Raw genomic sequence first — 17,345 nt, forward strand, 5'->3', positions numbered from 1 at the left:
CACCCTCGACGTGGCCGACGGCGGCACCAACGTCCTCATCGTCAACGGCTCGTCGCTTGACGACACGTTCCTGTTCCGCCGGAACGCGACCCGCGCCCTCGTCGCGGCGCTCTCGCAGCCCGGTGCGACCTCCGGGCAGTTCGGCTCAGCCGAGAAGGTGACCTACGGCACCGAGATGACGGGCGGCGTCCTCGTCAACGGGCTGACGGGCGACGACACGTTCGCGTTCGACGACACCGCTTCGGTGCTCACGGTCAACGGCGGGTCCGGCAACGACAGCTTCCGCTTCGGCCAGCTCTACGCCGCGTACGTGCCCGACACCGACTTCCCGGCATCCGCCTTCTTCTCCTCCACGCGCGGCCAGCTCACGCGCGGTGTGTCGTTCACCGCGAACGTCTACGGCGGCACCGGCGACGACACCTTCGAGGTGTTCCGCAATGTCGCGACGCTCAATCTGTATGGCGACGCCGGTGATGACACGTTCGTGATCCGCTCGTTCGTGGGCGAGTCGGAACTGACGTCCCTCAACGCCGGCGAGGGGCGCAACTTCATCCAGTACGCGTCGAACGCGCCCGTCAACATCGACGGCGGCGCAGGCTACGACCTCGTGGTGATCATCGGCACCGAGTTCGGCGACACCTTCGTGATCACGTCGGGCGGCGTCTACGGCGCGGGTCGCGTCATCCGGTTCGTCAACGTCGAGCGGGTCTCGATCTACGGCATGGAGGGCGATGACGTCTTCCATGTGCTGTCGACCAACCCGGCCGTCGAGCTGTCGATCTTCGGCGGGCTGGGCTCCGACCGCATCGAGGTCGGCAGCGCCGCTCCGGCCGTGCAGGCGAACGACCTGCTGGGCCACACCGGCCTCATCCGCCATGAGGTCGAGAGCACGGTGGCCAACAGCGCCTGGGCGCTGCTGCCCGTGGACGGCATCTCCACCGAGATCATGGACAACGATGAGCCGACCGTCGTGGTGGCGCCCGTCGGCGGGTCGCTGGTCCTCGCCGAGGGGGCGGCGGCAGGCGTGGTGACCGTGCGTCTCACGCGCACTCCGAGCGTCGCGGTCTCGGTGACCCTCTCCGGCCCGGCCGTCGACCCGAGCTCGATGAGCCGTTCGCGGGCCATCGAGCTGTCGCTCGACGGCGTGTCGTGGAGCACGTCGGTCACCCTCACGATCGGCGACACTGCTCAGCGCACCGTGTTCGTGCGGGCGACGGGCGACCTGGCCGCCGAGGGTGAGAGGTTCGCTCCCATCGACGCGATCGTGGTGGGCGGCGAGTACAGCGGAGCGCTCGTCGCGACGACCTTCGTCCGCGTCATCGACGACGACGCACCCGAGGTTCCCGTCGTACTGCCCGACGGCGGCATCCGTGTCGTCGAGCCGGTCGATGCCGCGGGCACGGGGGGCACGACGGCCACGTACGAGGTCCGTCTCACCTCTGCGCCTCAGGGCTCGGTGACCGTGCGCGTCTCGGCACCCGTCGGCCTCCTGCTCTCGACGAACGGCACCACCTGGTTCTCGACGCTCGACCTCGTGTTCGTCGCCGCGGGCGCGCGCACCCTGTACGTGCGGGCGATCGACGACACGGCCGTGGAGGGCCAGCACGTGCAGGCCCTCACCGCCGCGATCCTGTCGAGCGACCGCCGCACCGGCACCGTGGCGGGAGCTGGCGGGCTGGCGAACGAGTTCGCCTTCTCGGGTCTCGTCGTGGCCGCCGGCTCGCTGAAGGGCCACTTCATCACGATCACGAGCGGTCCCGCCGCGGGCCAGGTGCGCCGCATCTGGAACAACACCGCGACCACCATCGAGATCGAAGGCGAATGGGATGCCGCTCCCGGCGCGGGAGTTGCGTTCACGATCGTCGGGTACGCGGCACCGCTCACCGACAGCGAGCTCGTCGGAACGGTCGTCGCGATCTCGGCCGATCGCCGCACCGTCACCCTCTCGGGCGTCACGCTGCCCACCGCCGCAGGCGGACTGAGCGGCTCGCTGCTGCGTCTCGTCGACGCCAACGGAACGGCGGCCTACCGCACGATCGCGGGCAACACCGCGACGACGATCACCGTTCTCGACCCGTGGGGCACGAGCCTGGTGGTGGGCGGACGGGTCTACGTGGCGGAGCTCGCGGGCACCGTCGTCGATCGCGTGAGCGTGCTCGTGCACGACGGCGACTCGGCGGGCGTGGTGGTCACGCCTACGGGCGGCGACCTCCGCCTCGTCGAGGGCGCGACGGCCGGGCAGTTCGGCGCGACCGCGTCATACACCGTACGACTCACGAGGGCCCCCGCGGCCGGCGAGACCGTGCGGGTGACGCTCAACGCGATCGCCTCGTTCACGCTCGACATCGGCGGCGCCGACTGCGGGCTGCCGACCGGCTGCCGCGAGCGCCAGCTCGAGATCTGGAACGGCAGCGCCTGGGTCTCCTCGCTCACCCTCGCCTTCACGGCCGCGAACTGGGCATCGGCCGTCATCGTCACGGTGCGCGCGCTCGACGATGCGCGGGTCGACGGCGACGATGTGCAGGAGTTCGCCGACGCCGCCCGCCGCGTGCACCTCATCCAGGGTCCGCTGTACGTGTCCGGCGGCGACGACCCGAACCCGCCGGTGTCGCTCGAACTCGACGACTACCTGCCGATCGTGCTGCCCGGCGAGAGCTCGGGCCACCCGACTCCGATCACCGCGAGCACCGGGGAAGCGATCGAGTCGGCGCAGGTGGACGTCCTGGTCGTCCACAACGAGGACAGCCCGGCGAGCGACACCGGCACTCTCACCCGCGACCGCATCACCGGCCTGGGCATGGCGGGCGACTACTCCCTCGCCGGCCGCCCCGTGCTCGGCGGCATCCGCTACGCCGATTTCGAGGACCTCACCATCCGCCTCGGATACGGTGACGACCGGTTCACCGTCGAGTCGACGCATGCCGGCACCACGACGATCGACGCCGGTCCCGGCGACGACCTCCTCACGATTCGCACGATCGACGGCCACACCCGCGTGATCGGAGGTCCGTCGAGTGCGGCCGCGCCGCTGTACGGCAACACCGACGACGACACGTTCGCGGTGGGCACAGCATCCGGTGTCCTGGATCTTCTGGCGGCTCTGCTGGTGCTCGACGGCGGCGTGGGGACGGACGTCGCGAACCTGAGTGACGCCGGCGACACGAACGCCAACCTCGGCTGGCTCACGCAGGACACCCTCACCGGGCTCGACATGGCGCCGCGCACCGCCGTCGACGCGCTCGGTCGTCGGCTCGACCGCCTCTACTCGGTCACGCCGCGCGGCGGCGCGTTCACCGTCATGCTGTCGCAGGTGCAGGCCGGCGTGGCCACCGGCATCGGCGCGATCACCTTCGCGGCCGGCACGTCGGCCGAAGCCATCCGCTCGGCTCTGCAGTCCCTCCTGTACCCGCACACGGTCGGCGCCGATCCGGGCGTCTCGATGAGCTGCGGCCAGCAGGATCGCACCCGCTGCGCCGGGAGCGTGTACGTGTGGCTCGTGGGCGGCACGTACCTCATCGGCTTCCGCGGCGAGGTCAACGAGGACCCGGCCGACCCGATCGCGATCGAGCTGGCGGCCCTCGGTGCAGCCGTGGCTGCGCCGGCGACGAATGCCTCGGCGCAGGCGGGCATCCGCTACGTCGGGCTCGAGACGCTCAACCTCGCACTCGGCTCGGGCAGCGACGTGCTCAACATCCGCGGCACGCTGCCGATCACCAACGTCTCGTTCGGCCTCGGCGATGACCGCGTGTACATCTCCTCGCGGGCCGACGTGGGCCTCGCCCAGAAGCCGCAGTTCCTCGCCGGCGACCTCGACCTCATCCAGGGCACGCTCAACCTCGACCTCGGCGCCGGCCGCCACACCCTGCTCCTCAGCGACGAGGGCGCGGGCACCGGTGACGCCAACGTGCTCATCACGGATGCCGCAGCCGCCGCGATCGCGCGGGACGCGGCGCTCGCCCCGAACGGCGAGATCTTCGTCACCGGGCTGGCGCCGGCCGGGATGTCGTGGCGCGCTGCGGCCGACGGCACGTTCGCCGACGGCATCCGCATCTGGTCGGGCGGCTTCGCCGACACGATCCTGATCGACGGCACCCACGTGCGCGCCGGCGTGCGGACGACGACGTGGCTGAACACCGGGCTCGGCAACGACACCGTCACCGTGAACCTGTCCGCGGCAGAGGACGACTTCTTCGTCCTGAACACGCAGGGCCCGAACGACAACGTGATCGGGCTCGGCACCGACCTCGACGACGGCGACGAGCCGGTGCGCGCCGACATCGTCGCCGGCATCACCGTCACCCGCGCGGGCGTCACGACGACGATCGACCCGACGCAGTATGTGGTGTCGTCCCGCCTCGACACCGCCGGACTGTTCGACTCCTTGCTGCCGGGTGACGTGGTGACCGTGCTGCTGCACCTGACGACGTGGGCGGTCCAGTCGACCGGCACCTACGCGCTCGGCGCCGCGGGCGACCTCGTCGGGTACCGCGTGTGGGTGAACGGCCGCCTGCTCACGGCATCCGAGCTCTCCGTGAGCGGCGGGATCCTGTCGTTCGCCACGACGCCGCAGCGCGACGGATCGGCGGCGCATGTGGTGGTCGAGGTCACCCGGACCGCGTCCGTCACCGCGGCGATGCCCGCGTCCGGCGCGATCCTTCCCGCCGGCACGACCGACGACGACGTCGTCAACGGACACACGTCGACGCTGCCGCTCGTCATCTTCGGCGGCATCGGCGCCGACACGCTCCACGGCGGAACGGGCGGCGACATCGTGTTCGGCGACCGCGGAGTGGTGCGGTGGGTCGACGCGGCCGGCAACGTGGTGGCGGAGTCCGGCCACGGCGGGGTCGGCGACGTCACCGACGGCGCCGTGCGCCCGCTCGGCTCGCTCGCCACGGTCGACCCGACGATCGGCGGTGCCGATGTCATCACGACCGGCCTCGGCGCCGACATCGTCCTCGGCGGCGCGGGCGGCGACACGATCACCACGAACCGCGGCGAGACTCCCACCGCCTCCGACGGCACCGGCATCGTCATCGGCGATCACGCGTCGATCGACTGGGCGATCGACGGCGCGCCCGCCGACATCGACCGCGTGTGGTCGATCGCCCCCACCCTCGGCGGCAACGACACGATCACCACCGGTCGAGGCGACGACCTCGTCATCGGCGGCACCGGCGGCGACACGATCGCGGTATCGGACGGGCGCAACATCGTCATCGGCGACAACGGACGCTTCACCGCCGACAGCGGACCTGCCACCTCCCTCTGGAGCGGTGTGCCGCTCCCGGCGGGCCGCATCGAGACCACCGACCCGGCGGTCGGCGGGGCCGACACCGTCACCTCGGGCTCCGGCATCGACCTGGTGCTCGGCGGCGCCGCCGGCGACGTCATCGCCGCCGGAGCGAGCGCCGACATCGTGCTCGGCGACCACGGCTTCCTGCAGTTGGCCGTCCGCGCGAGCGCGCTCCAGGTGATCACCCTCGGCATCACCGACAACGCGATCGGCGGGAACGACACGATCCGCGGCGAGGCGGGCGACGACATCCTCATCGGCGGCACCGGAGCCGATCGCATCGACGGCGGCACCGACCGCGACCTGATCTTCGGCGACAACGTGTCGCTCGACCGCTCGCTGACGTTCGGCAACCACACGAGCCCGCGCTTCCGGGTGCTGAGCAACGGCCAGATCTACAGCACGGATGCCTCCACCGCCGGCACCGCGAACGTGACGACGAGCTGGCAGAACGACCCGGCAGGTCCGACGGCCTGGAGCGACTTCCGCATCACCCTGCTCGATCACGACCTCGCCACCGCGGCGGACCGGTTCGGTGCGGACGACATCGCCGGCGGCGCGCACGACGACACCATCTTCGGACAGCTCGGCAACGACACCATCCAGGGCGACGGATCCATCGACGAGGCCGTGGGCGCCTCGCGCAATGCCTCCGGTGATCTCGTCCTCGACCCCTCGGTCGAGGCGGCGAGCGACGGCGACGACTACATCGAGGGCGGCGGCGGCTCCGACGTGATCTTCGGGAACCTGGGCCGCGATGACATCATCGGCGGCAGCTCCGATCTGTTCTCGCTCGCCACGCCCGACCGGCGGCCGGATGCGGGCGACCTGATCTTCGGCGGCGCGGGCACCGACGTCGGTCGCAACGACGACACGGCTCTGCACGGCCGCGACTCCGACAACATCGTGGGCGACAACGGCCGCATCCTCCGCCTCGTCGCGGCCGGCGCCGGCGGCGCGACCCAGTACCGCACCTTCACCTACGACAACTACACCGGCGTCGGTGAGATGCGTCTGCTTCCCCGTGCCGTCGTGATGCTCGACTACACGCCGGGCGGACCGGACTTCGCCGCCGGGGCGCTCGCGAACGACATCGGCGGCGCCGACGAGATCCACGGCGAGTCGGGCGACGACACCGTCTACGGCGGCCGCGACGGCGACGTCATCTTCGGCGATGCGGGCGACGACGACCTCATCGGCGGATGGGGACACGACTGGATCTCGGGCGGCACCGGCATCGACGGCATCCTCGGCGACGACGGGCGCATCTTCACGAGCCGCAACGGCACCACCGAGCCCCTCAACGGCGTGACCACCGCGAGCGTCCAGGTGGAGATCACCACACCCGGCCGTGTCCAGGTGGCGACCCTGTTCCCGACGGGACAGCTCACCAAGCGCGTGGACCTCACCCCCTTCGCGGCCAACGGCGACGTGTTCGACGTGGACTTCACGCCGCTGTACGCCAACGACGTCATCTTCGGCGGCTGGGACGCCGACTTCATCCACGGCGGCTCGGGCGACGACGCGATCTCCGGCGCGGAGGCGCTCACGCTCGGCTACGGCGTGGGCGGCAAGCGCAGCGACTTCGCCCGGCCGTTCAACGACGGCACGCTCCTCGCCTTCGACCCCGTCACGGGCGAGTTCGACCGGTACGACGAGTACTTCCCGATGCGGAAGGTCCTCATCAACGGCGGAGAGTGGTTCCTCAACTTCGTCCACACCGAGGGTCGCCTGGTCACCGGCTGCTCCGCGTCGAACAACCAGGGGACGTGCACCGCGACCAGCACGGTGGCCTCCGACGGCGACGACATGCTGTTCGGCGACAACGGCAACGACTGGATGGTCGGCGGCACCGGCCGCGACACGCTGTGGGGCGGCTGGGGCAACGACCTGCTCAACGTCGATGACGTCCTGACGACCGCCGCCGGCGAGAACACCCAGCCCGACACGCACAGCACCTACGAGGATCGCGCCGTCGGCGGCGCGGGCCTGGACGTGCTCATCGCCAACACGGGCGGCGACCGGCTGATCGACTGGGTCGGCGAGTTCAACAGCTACCTCGTGCCGTTCGCGCCCTTCGGCCTCGGAACCGTGAGCCGCCAGGTGCCGCCCGCCTTGTTCGAGTTCCTGTACGCGCTGTCCGCCGCGCAGGGCGCGGACTTCACGGTCGCGCAGCTCTCCGGCGCGACCTACGTCCCGCGCAACGGCGAGCCGTACGGCGAGATCGGCCTCGTCACGCAGAAGGACCCGCAGTGGCAGGACCAGACCGGCGGTCCGCGCGACCCGCAGCCCGGAAATGTGCCGGGGGGCAAGCGCGACGTGCTGCGGTCGGCCGGGTTCACCGATGGCGCCGAGGACTTCTTCGCCGACTCGGGTGTCTTCCAGGCACAGGGCGGTGCCCTCACCGTCACCGCGGCCTCGACCACCGGCGACGCTGTGGCGGTGTACTACATCGACCAGTACCTGCCGATCTACTTCGAGATCCACGCGCAGGTCTACCTCACCAAGCCGACGGGCGGGTGGAAGGCGAACGCCTACGTCATCTTCGATTACTTCTCCCCCACCGACTTCAAGTTCGCCGGCGTCGACCAGTCCACGAACAAGCTGGTCATGGGCCGTCGCACGTCGGCGGGATGGATCGTGGACGTCCAATCGGTCGTCACCGGCGGGGTCAAGTCGAACAAGTGGTACACGATGATGGTGGCGGTAAACGGCACCACGGTGAGCGTCGTGCTGGACGGCACCACGGCGTTCACGTACACGTTCGCCCCGCGGATCATCGACGGGGAGGCGGTCGGCCTCAACAAGGGCTTCGTCGGCGTCGGCTCCAACCAGGCGCGCGGGCAGTTCGACAGCATCTCGGTCCAGGTGCTGCCGCCCACCATCACCTACGACGTGACCGAGGACTTCACGACAGGCCCCGGAATCGTCGGCCAGGTGCCGAGCGGCGCGCTCACGCCCGGGACCGGAACCGTGAACGGCAGCGTGGCAGGCGGCAGGCCCGTGATCGGACTCGCCGGCATCGGCGGCACGGTGTCGCCCAACGCCTACCTCGAGATCACCCAGGCGGTCACCCTGACGGCGGGATCGCGCGCAGGACTCGTCTACGACTACTACAGCACCTCGGACTACAAGTTCATCGTGCTGGACCTCGCGGCGCAGGCGGTCGTCTTCGGACACGTCGCCGGCGGACGCGTCGTCGTCGATCAGACGGTCAGCCGGGCCCTCGTCGCCGGCACGAAGTACACCCTGTTCGTCACGATCAAGGGCGCCTCGGTGTCGCTGACGCTCAACGGGGTCTTCATCGCGTCGCGCGCGTACAACGCCGCCCTCGCCGACGGGCGCTTCGGCCTGCTCGTCACCGTGGGCTCTGCGCAGTTCGATTCGCTGCGAATACGCTCCGACGGCTATGCGCCCGGCGCTGCCGTCACCGCGGCCGCGGCGCCGGTCACCGCCACAGCCCCGATCCCGGAGTCATCGTCGCCGCCCGCGCAGCAGACGGTCGTCCCCACTCCGGCACCGGCACCGGAGCCCGCCCCCGCACCCGAGCCCACCCCCACCTCACCGGGCAAGGGCAAGAAGAAGTAGAGCTCGCGCTCGCCGCGCAAGACGGTCGTGGCAGCTGATCGTGTACCATGTTCACTATGTCCGGCACTCAGATTCTCGACACGCTGCTCGCGCTGTCCGGCGTTCTGGGCGCCGACCAGGAGCGCGAGCTCGATCGCCGGGGCCTCACGCCCGCGCGCACCCACATCCTCTGGCTCGTCTTCCACGAAGGCCCGCGCACCCAGGCGGAGCTGGCCACGGCGCTCGGCGTGACGCCCCGCAACATCACGACCCTCGTCGACGGGCTCGAGGCGACCGGTTTCGCACGCCGCGAGCCGCACCCCCACGACCGCCGGGCCGTGCTCGTCACCTTGACGCCGCGTGGCGAAGAGGCGATGCGCGCCATGGACGCCGAGCACACCGAGCTCGGGGCACAGCTCATCGACGGCCTCGATGACGCGACGGCCGAAGCGACGCTGCGGGGGCTGACGCATGTCCTCGACCGCCTGAACCGGCTGATCGCGGAGCACGAGGCACGGACCACCGAGGACGGCCCGTCGTGAGCGCCGTCGACACTCCGCGCGACAGCCCGGCTCGATCGGAGCGATCGTCCGCCACCCCGGCTCCGCCCGGATGGCGGACGAAGCTGGGAGCCTTCGCGCGGCGCGCATGGATCATGGAGCTCGGGGTCTATCAGAGCATCTTCCGGTTCGTGTTCCGCAGGCCCCGCGTTCCCGTGGGCGCCAGCGCGTTCCGCTACCACTCCCCCGTGCTGACGCTCCTCGTCGTCTTCATCGTGCTGTCGGCCGTCGAGATCCCGATCGTCGATCTCATCGTCCACCGCTGGGCCTGGGTGCGCATCCCGCTGCTCGTGCTCGGCATCTGGGGCGTGACGTGGATGCTCGGCCTCCTGTTCGGCTACCTCACCCGACCGCACGCGGTCGGTCCTGCCGGGATCCGCGTGCGACAGGGTGCCGAGCTCGATCTCGACCTGCCGTGGGAGGTCGTGCGGTCCGTCGAGCGCTCAGCGCATCGGGTCGACAAGGCGCCTGCCGTCGTGGACGAGCCGGAGGGCCGCACGTTCGCCGCGCGCATCGCCAACGAGACCAACGTGCTGATCCTTCTCGAGCACCCGCTCGACGTGCGACTTCCGCAGGGCCGCGACCGCGTCGAGGCGGTGCGGCTGTGGACGGACGATCTCGACGGATTCCTGTCGGCGGTGCGCACCCATATCCCCTGATCCCCGTCGACAATGGAGGGGTGGACGAGCCGGTCTTCGTGATCCCCCTGTGGGCCGACCTCATCGCCGTGGGCCTCGGCGGCATCCAGGGCGCGCTGTTCGCCTCAGGCTTCCGCGGTGAACGCCGGCTCGACATGCTCGGCGTCGCGATCATCGGGATCGTGATGGGCATGGGCGGCGGTCTCATCCGCGACCTGCTGCTCAACGTCACGCCCACCACGCTGCAGAGCAACTGGTACCTGCTCACCGCGGTCGGCGCGGCACTGTTCGGGATGCTGCTCGCCGGCCTCTTCCAGCGACTCAACGCCGTCATCGTCGGCCTCGACGCCCTGGTCATCGGCCTGTTCGGCGCGTTCGGCACCAGCAAGGCCCTCGTCCTCGGACTGCCGCTCGTGCCCGCCGTCTTCGTCGGCGTCTGCGCGGCGGTCGGCGGCGGCATCCTCCGCGACGTCATCATGGGCCTGCCGGTCGCGATCATGCACGTCGGCTCGCTCTACGCGGTCGCCGCGGGAGTGGGATGCCTCGTCCTCGCGACTGCGGAAGAACTCGGCGTGAGCGTGGTCATCGCCGCCGTGATCGGCATCGTCGTGACGACGGTGATCCGTCTGCTCGCGGTGATCTTCGACATCTCGCTTCCCGAGCAGCGCGCGCTCTACCGCCGCAAAGTGGCCGTGGAGACCTCGACGATCCCGATCGTCAAGCCCTGAGGCATCCGCGTTTCGACTCGCAAGCTCGCTCAACGACCGAGGGCGGCGAACACCGACGGGCGCGCGCGGGGATCACCCGCGCACACCCGTCGACGGTTCGCGCTCAGACGCCCGCGAGGGCCCCGGAGCGCTGCCGCGTACGGATGGCGCGGTTCACGCCCGACACGATCGCCTTGAGCGATGCGGTCGAGATGTCCGAGTCGATGCCGACGCCCCAGAGGCGCTCACCATCGACCTGGAGTTCGATGTAGGCGGCCGCCTGCGCGTCGCCGCCTGCGCTCAGGGCGTGCTCGACGTAGTCGTAGAGCGTCACGTCGAATCCCTGTGCGCGGATGATCTCGAGGAATGCGGCGACCGGGCCGTTGCCGCGACCGGATGCCTCGAACCGGTCGTCACCGTCGCGCAGCGTGATGTCGAGCGCGACGTCGCCCGACAGATCGCTGCGGGTGCTGGTCGCCAGGAGCTCGAAGCGTCCCCAGCGCTCGTCGGCGACCTCCGACGGCAGGTACTCGTCGGTGAAGATCTTCCAGATCTGGTCGCTCGTGACCTCGCCGCCCTCGGCGTCGGTCTTGGCCTGCACCACACCCGAGAAGTCGATCTGCAGCTTGCGGGGAAGATCCAGCGAGTGGTCGGTCTTCAGCAGATACGCGACGCCGCCCTTGCCCGACTGCGAGTTGACGCGGATGACCGCCTCGTACGAGCGGCCGAGGTCCTTCGGGTCGATGGGCAGGTACGGCACGGCCCACTCGATCTCGTCGACGGTGACGCCGGACGCCGCGGCGCGGGCGTCCATCGCCTCGAAGCCCTTCTTGATCGCGTCCTGGTGCGAGCCGCTGAAGGCCGTGAACACCAGGTCGCCGGCCCACGGGCTGCGCTCGTGCACGGGCAGCTGGTTGCAGTACTCGACCGTGCGCTTGACCTGGTCGATGTCGCTGAAGTCGATCTGCGGGTCGATGCCCTGCGTGAACAGGTTGATGCCGAGCGCCACCAGGTCGACGTTGCCCGTCCGCTCGCCGTTGCCGAACAGGCAGCCTTCGATGCGGTCGGCGCCGGCCATGTAGCCGAGCTCGGCGGCGGCGATCGCGGTGCCGCGGTCGTTGTGCGGGTGCAGCGACAGGATGACGTTCTCGCGGTGCGCGAGGCGCCGGCTCATCCACTCGATCGAGTCGGCGTAGATGTTCGGCGTCGCCATCTCGACGGTCGCGGGCAGGTTGATGATGACCTTGCGCTCGGGCGTCGGCTCGAAGATCTCGATGACCTGGTTGCACACGCTCAGCGCGAACTCGAGCTCGGTGCCGGTGTAGCTCTCGGGCGAGTACTCGTAGAAGACCTTGGTCTCGGGGATGCGCTTCTCGAACTCGCGGCACAGGCGTGCGCCCTCGAGGGCGATGTCGATGATGCCCTGCTCGTCGGTGCGGAACACCACCTCGCGCTGCAGGACGCTGGTCGAGTTGTACAGGTGCACGATCGCCTGCTTGGCACCGGCGATGGACTCGTAGGTGCGCTCGATCAGGTGCTCGCGCGCCTGCGTCAGGACCTGGATCGTGACGTCGTCCGGGATGAGGTCCTCTTCGATGAGCTGGCGCACGAAGTCGAAATCGGTCTGGCTCGCCGAGGGGAAGCCGACCTCGATCTCCTTGTAGCCCATCTGCACGAGCAGGTCGAACATGATCCGCTTGCGCTCGGGGCTCATCGGGTCGATGAGCGCCTGGTTGCCGTCGCGAAGATCGACGGCGCACCAGCGGGGTGCGGTCGTGATGCGCTGGTCGGGCCAGGTGCGGTCGGGCAGATTCACGGTGATCTGCTCGTGGAACGGCCGATACTTGTGGGTCGGCAGGCCCGAGGGCTTCTGGGTGTTCTCCATGATGTCGTCGCTTCTCTCGTCTGTTCCGAGCTGCAGCCCGATCGGGGCGGCTCGATGCCTGATGATGCGGGCCAACGAAAAGCTCCGCGACGAGGAAGGCCCTAGAACGAGGTCTCGTCGCGGCGGCTAAGAAGGAGAAGCCGGCCGAAGCGCATGGATTCAGGCTACACCCCGTTGCGAGCGGAGAGCGAACAGATGACGGACGGATGCCGCGGCATCCCGTTTCTGAGACGATCGGCGTCGATGCGACACCATCGAGACATGAGAGGTCTGAGTCGCTCCCTCGGCATCGCCGCCACTGCCGCCGTCGTCATGCTCGCCGTCGCCGCGTGCGCGAGCGCAGGTCCCGGCGGGACGCCCGCACCGGCATCGCTCGGGGCCGTGACCCCGATCCCTCCCGAGGGCGAGGTCGCCGCCACCGGCACCGTGCTCGACACCGGCGGGTCCTCGCAGCTCTGCGTGGGTGCGGTCGCGGAGTCGTATCCTCCGCAGTGCACCGGGATCCCGCTGGAGGGCTGGACGTGGCAGGGCGTCGACGGCGCGGAGTCGTCGGGTGACGTCACGTGGGGCGCCTACGCGGTGCGCGGCACCTACGACGGCGAGACGTTCACCTCGACGCAGCCGCCGATCCTGCTCGCCCTGTACGACCCGATCCGGCCGGAGGACCCGACGGGCGGGAAGCCCGGCGCAGGCGACGAGGCGACCCTCGCCGCCATCCAGGACGAGCTCCCCGGCAAGCTCGGCGACGGGTATCTCGCCTCTTATCCGCAGGACGGCTGGCTCTGGGTCGACGTGGTGTGGGACGACGGGAGCTGGCAGGAGGCGGCGGACGCGGAGTACGGTGCGGACACCGTCATCATCCGCTCGGCGATCACCGAGACCGGAGGGTGAGCCGGGCGGGAATCAGAAGCCGAGACGCCCCAGCTGCTTCGGGTCGCGCTGCCACTCCTTGGCGATCCGCACGTGCAGCTTGAGGAACACCTTGGTGCCCACGAGAGGCTCGATCTGCGCGCGGGCGCGGGCGCCGACGTCGCGCAGGCGCGAGCCCTTGTGCCCGATGATGATGCCCTTCTGGCTGTCGCGCTCCACGACGATGTCGGCGTAGATGTCCGTGAGGTCGGAGTCTTCGCGGGGCTCCACCTCCTGCACGACCACCGCGATCGAGTGCGGCAGTTCGTCGCGCACGCCGTCGAGCGCGGCTTCGCGGATGATCTCGGCGATGCGGTCCTCGGTGGACTCGTCGGTGACGACGCCCTCGGGATACAGCGCGGGCCCCTCGGGCATGAGGGAGAGCAGCTCGTCGCTCAGCACGTCGAGCTGGTCGCGGGTGAGAGCCGACAGCGGGATGACGGCCGCCCAGTCCTCGCGGAGGCTGTCGACCTCCATGAGCCGCTCGGTGATCTGGTCGCGGGAGGCGGCGTCCGTCTTGGTCACGATGGCGACCTTCTTCGCGCGGCCGTACCCGCTGAGCGACTCCGCGATGCGGCGGTCGCCCGGGCCCACCTTCTCGGTCGCGGGAACGCAGAAGCCGATGACGTCGACGTCGCCGAGCACCTGTTCGACGAGGTCGTTGAGGCGCTGACCGAGGAGTGTCCGGGGCTTGTGGAGTCCCGGGGTGTCGACGATGACGAGCTGTCCGGCGGGCCGGTTCAGGATGCCGCGGATCGCGCGGCGCGTCGTCTGGGGCTTGTCGCTCGTGATGGCGACCTTCTCTCCCACGAGGGCGTTCGTGAGGGTCGACTTGCCGACGTTGGGGCGCCCGACGAACGTGACGAAGCCGGAGCGGCCCTCAACGGATTCGGCGGTGGTGCCGGGCTCGGCGTCCGGGGTGGACTCGCTCGCGGTCATGACGTCTCTTCCTTCCGAGGCAGCCGGATCTCGCCGGTGCGGGGGCTCACGATGCGGATCTCGCCCGTGCGCGGTGAGCGGCCGATGTCGAGTGCGGGATCGCCGCGCTCGACGAACACCGTCGAGATGCCGCGCCCGCGTCCGCGCGACGCGCCCCCGGTGAGCACGAGGCCGGCGTACTCGGCGGTGGCGCCCGGCTGCGGCACGCGGCCCAGGGCCTTGCCCAGGAGTCCGCCGATGGAGTCGACGTCCTCGTCCTCGAGCTCGAGGCCGAACAGGTCGCCGACCTCGTCGAGCCCGAGGCGGGCGCTCACGCGGTAGTGACCGGGCTCCAGCTCGGTCACCTCCTCGGCGCGTGGGTCGTACTCGTCCGAGATGTCGCCGACGAGCTCCTCGATGAGGTCTTCGAGCGTGACGAGTCCGGACACGCCGCCGTACTCGTCGACGACGAGACACACGTGCACGGCGTCGCGCTTCATCTGCTGCAGCAGCGTCTCGGCCTTCATCGACTCGGGGACGAACACCGCCGGCCGCGCGATCCGGCTGATCGGTGCGTCCCGCCACCCGGCCTCGTCGCGGAACCCGAACTGCACCAGGTCCTTGAGGTACAGCACGCCGACGACGTCGTCCGCGTCGTCGTCGACGATCGGCATGCGCGAGACGCCCTTCTCGAGGAACAGCGTCATGGCTTCGCGCGTCGAGGTCGAGGCATCCACCGTCACCATGTCGGTGCGCGGCACCATCACGGCCCGCACGAACGTGTCGGTGAAGTCGAACACCGAGTGGATCAGCTCGCGGTCGTCCTGTTCGATGAGCTCGTTCTCGGCCGCTTCGTCGATGATGCTGAGCAGCTGCTCCTCCGACGCGAAGGACGAGCCGCGCGACGCGCCCGGCGTGATGCGCGTGCCGAGCGCGACGAGTCCGTGCGCGAGCGGCCCCAGGATGATGCGCACCCCGCGGACCACCGGAGCCGCCCCGCGCAGCAGTCCGCGGGCGTGCAGCCGGCCCACCGACCGCGGACTGGCGCCGACGACGACGTACGAGACGCCGGTCATGAGCAGGGCCGCCGCCAGCATCGCCCACCAGATGTTGTCGAAGAGGTCGACGAAGGCGACCGTGACGAGCACCGCGGCCGTCGTCTCGGCCAGCACGCGGATGAAGATCACGGCATTGGCGTGCGCATCGGGGTCGTCCCCGATCTTCCGCAGCGACGCCGCGTTGCGGCCGCCTGCTCCGAGCTCGGCGAGGTCCGCGCGGGATGTGACGCTGAGCGCCGCGTCGATCGCGACCATGAGGGCGCCGAACGCGAGCAGGAGCGCTGCAGCGACGAGAAGGAGGGCGGCGGTCATGCGCGAGGTCGTCGGCGTTCGGATGCCTGGAACGAGGTGATGAGCTCGCGCTGCAGTCCGAACATCTCCCGCTCCTCCTCGGGCTCGGCATGGTCGAAGCCGAGGAGGTGGAGCAGGCCATGCGTGGTCAGGAGGATGAGCTCGTCGAGCGTGGAGTGCTTCGCGGCCACCGCCTGGGTCTCGGCGACCTGCGGGCACAGCACGATGTCGCCCAGCAGGCCCGGAGGCGTCGGGGCGTCTTCGGTGCCGGGACGCAGCTCGTCCATCGGGAAGCTCAGCACGTCGGTCGGGCCCGGCTCGTCCATCCACTGGACGTGCAGCGCCTCCATCGCGCCCTCGTCGACGAGGAGGATCGCGACGTCGGCGTCGGGGCTGACGTGCAGTTCGGCGAGGTTGTGCTCCATGAGGCGCAGCAGGACCGTCTCATCGACGGCGATCCCCGATTCGTTGCCGATCTCGATGGTCATGGGCGTCCTCGCTTCGGAAGGTGGTCACGGGGTCCGCCGCCGCGGACGGTGCCGGCGCGGCGCTCGGCTCTGTTGGCGAACTCGGATGCCTCGTCCCGCTCGCGACGCGCGGCGATGCGGCGCTCGTCGTACTCGCTGTAGGCGTCGACGATGCGGCCCACCAGCGTGTGGCGCACGACGTCGTCGCTGGTCAGGTACGAGAAGTGGATGTCGTCGATGTCGCCGAGAACACGGGTCACCAGCCGCAGACCCGACGCGCCCTGCGGGAGGTCGATCTGCGTGATGTCGCCGGTCACCACCATGCGCGTGCCGAAGCCGAGGCGCGTGAGGAACATCTTCATCTGCTCGGGGGTGGTGTTCTGCGCCTCGTCGAGCACAACGAACGAGTCGTTGAGCGTGCGGCCGCGCATGTAGGCCAGCGGCGCGACCTCGATCGTGCCGGTCGCCATGAGCTTGGGCACCAGCTCCGGGTCCATCATCTCGTTGAGCGCGTCGTACAGCGGGCGCAGGTACGGGTCGATCTTGTCGGTGAGCGTACCGGGGAGGAAGCCGAGCCGCTCCCCCGCCTCGACGGCCGGCCGCGTCAGGATGATGCGGCTGACCTCCTTGCGCTGCAGCGCCTGGACGGCCTTCGCCATCGCGAGGTACGTCTTGCCGGTACCGGCGGGGCCGATGCCGAAGACGATGGTGTTCTCCTCGATCGCGTCGACATAGGCCTTCTGACCGAGGGTCTTCGGCCGGATGACCTTGCCCCGCGATGACAGGATCGCCTCACCGAGAACCTCCGAGGGGCGCGGCCCGCCTTCGCTGCGGAGGATGCGGTTCGACGACGCGACGTCGTCCTCGCCGAGCGACTGACCGGCTCGGGTCATCGCGACGAGCTCGTCGACCAGCGTCCGTGCCGCCGCGACGGCCGGCGCCTCGCCCGTGAGCGTGATCTCGTTGCCGCGCACATGCACGTCGACGCCCGGGTGCTCCTTCTCGACGACCCGCAGCAGCCGGTCCTGCGGACCGAGAAGCTGCACCAT

At 70.1% G+C, this 17,345-nt stretch carries 10 protein-coding genes (1 of these 10 cut by a window edge); 5 read left to right on the top strand and 5 right to left on the bottom strand.

Annotated elements, in window-relative coordinates; all coding sequences use genetic code 11:
- The 4 genes in view from ACLBXX_RS07845 to ACLBXX_RS07860 are tightly spaced (at most 56 nt apart) and all read left to right on the top strand, a layout consistent with a single transcriptional unit that may run on beyond the window.
- Positions 1 to 8,884 carry the 3' portion of a hypothetical protein gene (locus ACLBXX_RS07845; RefSeq protein ID WP_447657580.1) on the top strand. The gene continues 25,463 nt to the left of window position 1, outside the view, so 8,884 of the gene's 34,347 nt are visible here — the last part of the coding sequence; the start codon falls outside the window, past its left edge; it ends in the stop codon at positions 8,882 to 8,884.
- 56 nt (positions 8,885 to 8,940) lie between these two features.
- Entirely contained in the window at positions 8,941 to 9,405 is a 465-nt protein-coding gene (locus tag ACLBXX_RS07850) for a MarR family winged helix-turn-helix transcriptional regulator (protein WP_447657581.1), read from the top strand.
- Entirely contained in the window at positions 9,402 to 10,082 is a 681-nt protein-coding gene (locus ACLBXX_RS07855; RefSeq protein ID WP_447657582.1) for a hypothetical protein, read from the top strand. Before ACLBXX_RS07850 ends, ACLBXX_RS07855 begins: the two co-directional genes overlap by 4 nt.
- Before the next feature lie 20 nt (positions 10,083 to 10,102).
- On the top strand, positions 10,103 to 10,789 hold the full coding sequence (locus ACLBXX_RS07860) for a trimeric intracellular cation channel family protein (protein ID WP_387137401.1): 687 nt from the start codon (positions 10,103 to 10,105) through the stop codon (positions 10,787 to 10,789).
- A 103-nt stretch (positions 10,790 to 10,892) separates the two neighbouring features.
- Here the strand turns inward: ACLBXX_RS07860 and leuA are convergent, their stop codons facing one another.
- Complete coding sequence (leuA, locus tag ACLBXX_RS07865) at positions 10,893 to 12,653, bottom strand: 2-isopropylmalate synthase (protein WP_310290982.1); 1,761 nt, start codon at positions 12,651 to 12,653, stop codon at positions 10,893 to 10,895.
- 261 nt (positions 12,654 to 12,914) lie between these two features.
- Here leuA and ACLBXX_RS07870 point away from each other — a divergent pair, with 261 nt between their 5' ends.
- Positions 12,915 to 13,544: a hypothetical protein gene (locus ACLBXX_RS07870; protein WP_447657583.1), complete on the top strand. Its 630-nt coding sequence runs from the start codon at positions 12,915 to 12,917 to the stop codon at positions 13,542 to 13,544.
- A 12-nt stretch (positions 13,545 to 13,556) separates the two neighbouring features.
- Here ACLBXX_RS07870 and era read toward each other — a convergent pair whose 3' ends face one another.
- The 4 genes from era to ACLBXX_RS07890 are packed head-to-tail and all read right to left on the bottom strand — an operon-like array spanning position 13,557 to position 17,345.
- Positions 13,557 to 14,501 (bottom strand): GTPase Era, encoded by a 945-nt coding sequence (gene era / locus ACLBXX_RS07875; RefSeq protein WP_447657584.1) that lies wholly within the window; start codon positions 14,499 to 14,501, stop codon positions 13,557 to 13,559.
- Positions 14,498 to 15,850, bottom strand: coding sequence for a hemolysin family protein (locus tag ACLBXX_RS07880; protein ID WP_387137391.1), 1,353 nt, complete (start codon positions 15,848 to 15,850; stop codon positions 14,498 to 14,500). The genes era and ACLBXX_RS07880 overlap by 4 nt, the downstream gene beginning before the upstream one ends.
- Positions 15,847 to 16,317, bottom strand: coding sequence for an rRNA maturation RNase YbeY (gene ybeY / locus ACLBXX_RS07885; protein ID WP_310246792.1), 471 nt, complete (start codon positions 16,315 to 16,317; stop codon positions 15,847 to 15,849). Before ybeY ends, ACLBXX_RS07880 begins: the two co-directional genes overlap by 4 nt.
- Complete coding sequence (locus ACLBXX_RS07890; RefSeq protein ID WP_447657635.1) at positions 16,314 to 17,345, bottom strand: PhoH family protein; 1,032 nt, start codon at positions 17,343 to 17,345, stop codon at positions 16,314 to 16,316. The genes ybeY and ACLBXX_RS07890 overlap by 4 nt, the downstream gene beginning before the upstream one ends.

This window comes from Microbacterium sp. C23T (assembly GCF_053345975.1).

Coding starts and splice junctions, on each gene's coding strand:
- ACLBXX_RS07850 (WP_447657581.1), top strand. CDS start 8,941: ATGTCCGGCACTCAGATTCTCGACACGCTGCTCGCGCTGTCCGGCGTT.
- leuA (WP_310290982.1), bottom strand. CDS start 12,653: ATGGAGAACACCCAGAAGCCCTCGGGCCTGCCGACCCACAAGTATCGG.
- ACLBXX_RS07870 (WP_447657583.1), top strand. CDS start 12,915: ATGAGAGGTCTGAGTCGCTCCCTCGGCATCGCCGCCACTGCCGCCGTC.
- era (WP_447657584.1), bottom strand. CDS start 14,501: ATGACCGCGAGCGAGTCCACCCCGGACGCCGAGCCCGGCACCACCGCC.
- ACLBXX_RS07880 (WP_387137391.1), bottom strand. CDS start 15,850: ATGACCGCCGCCCTCCTTCTCGTCGCTGCAGCGCTCCTGCTCGCGTTC.
- ybeY (WP_310246792.1), bottom strand. CDS start 16,317: ATGACCATCGAGATCGGCAACGAATCGGGGATCGCCGTCGATGAGACG.
- ACLBXX_RS07890 (WP_447657635.1), bottom strand. CDS start 17,345: ATGGTGCAGCTTCTCGGTCCGCAGGACCGGCTGCTGCGGGTCGTCGAG.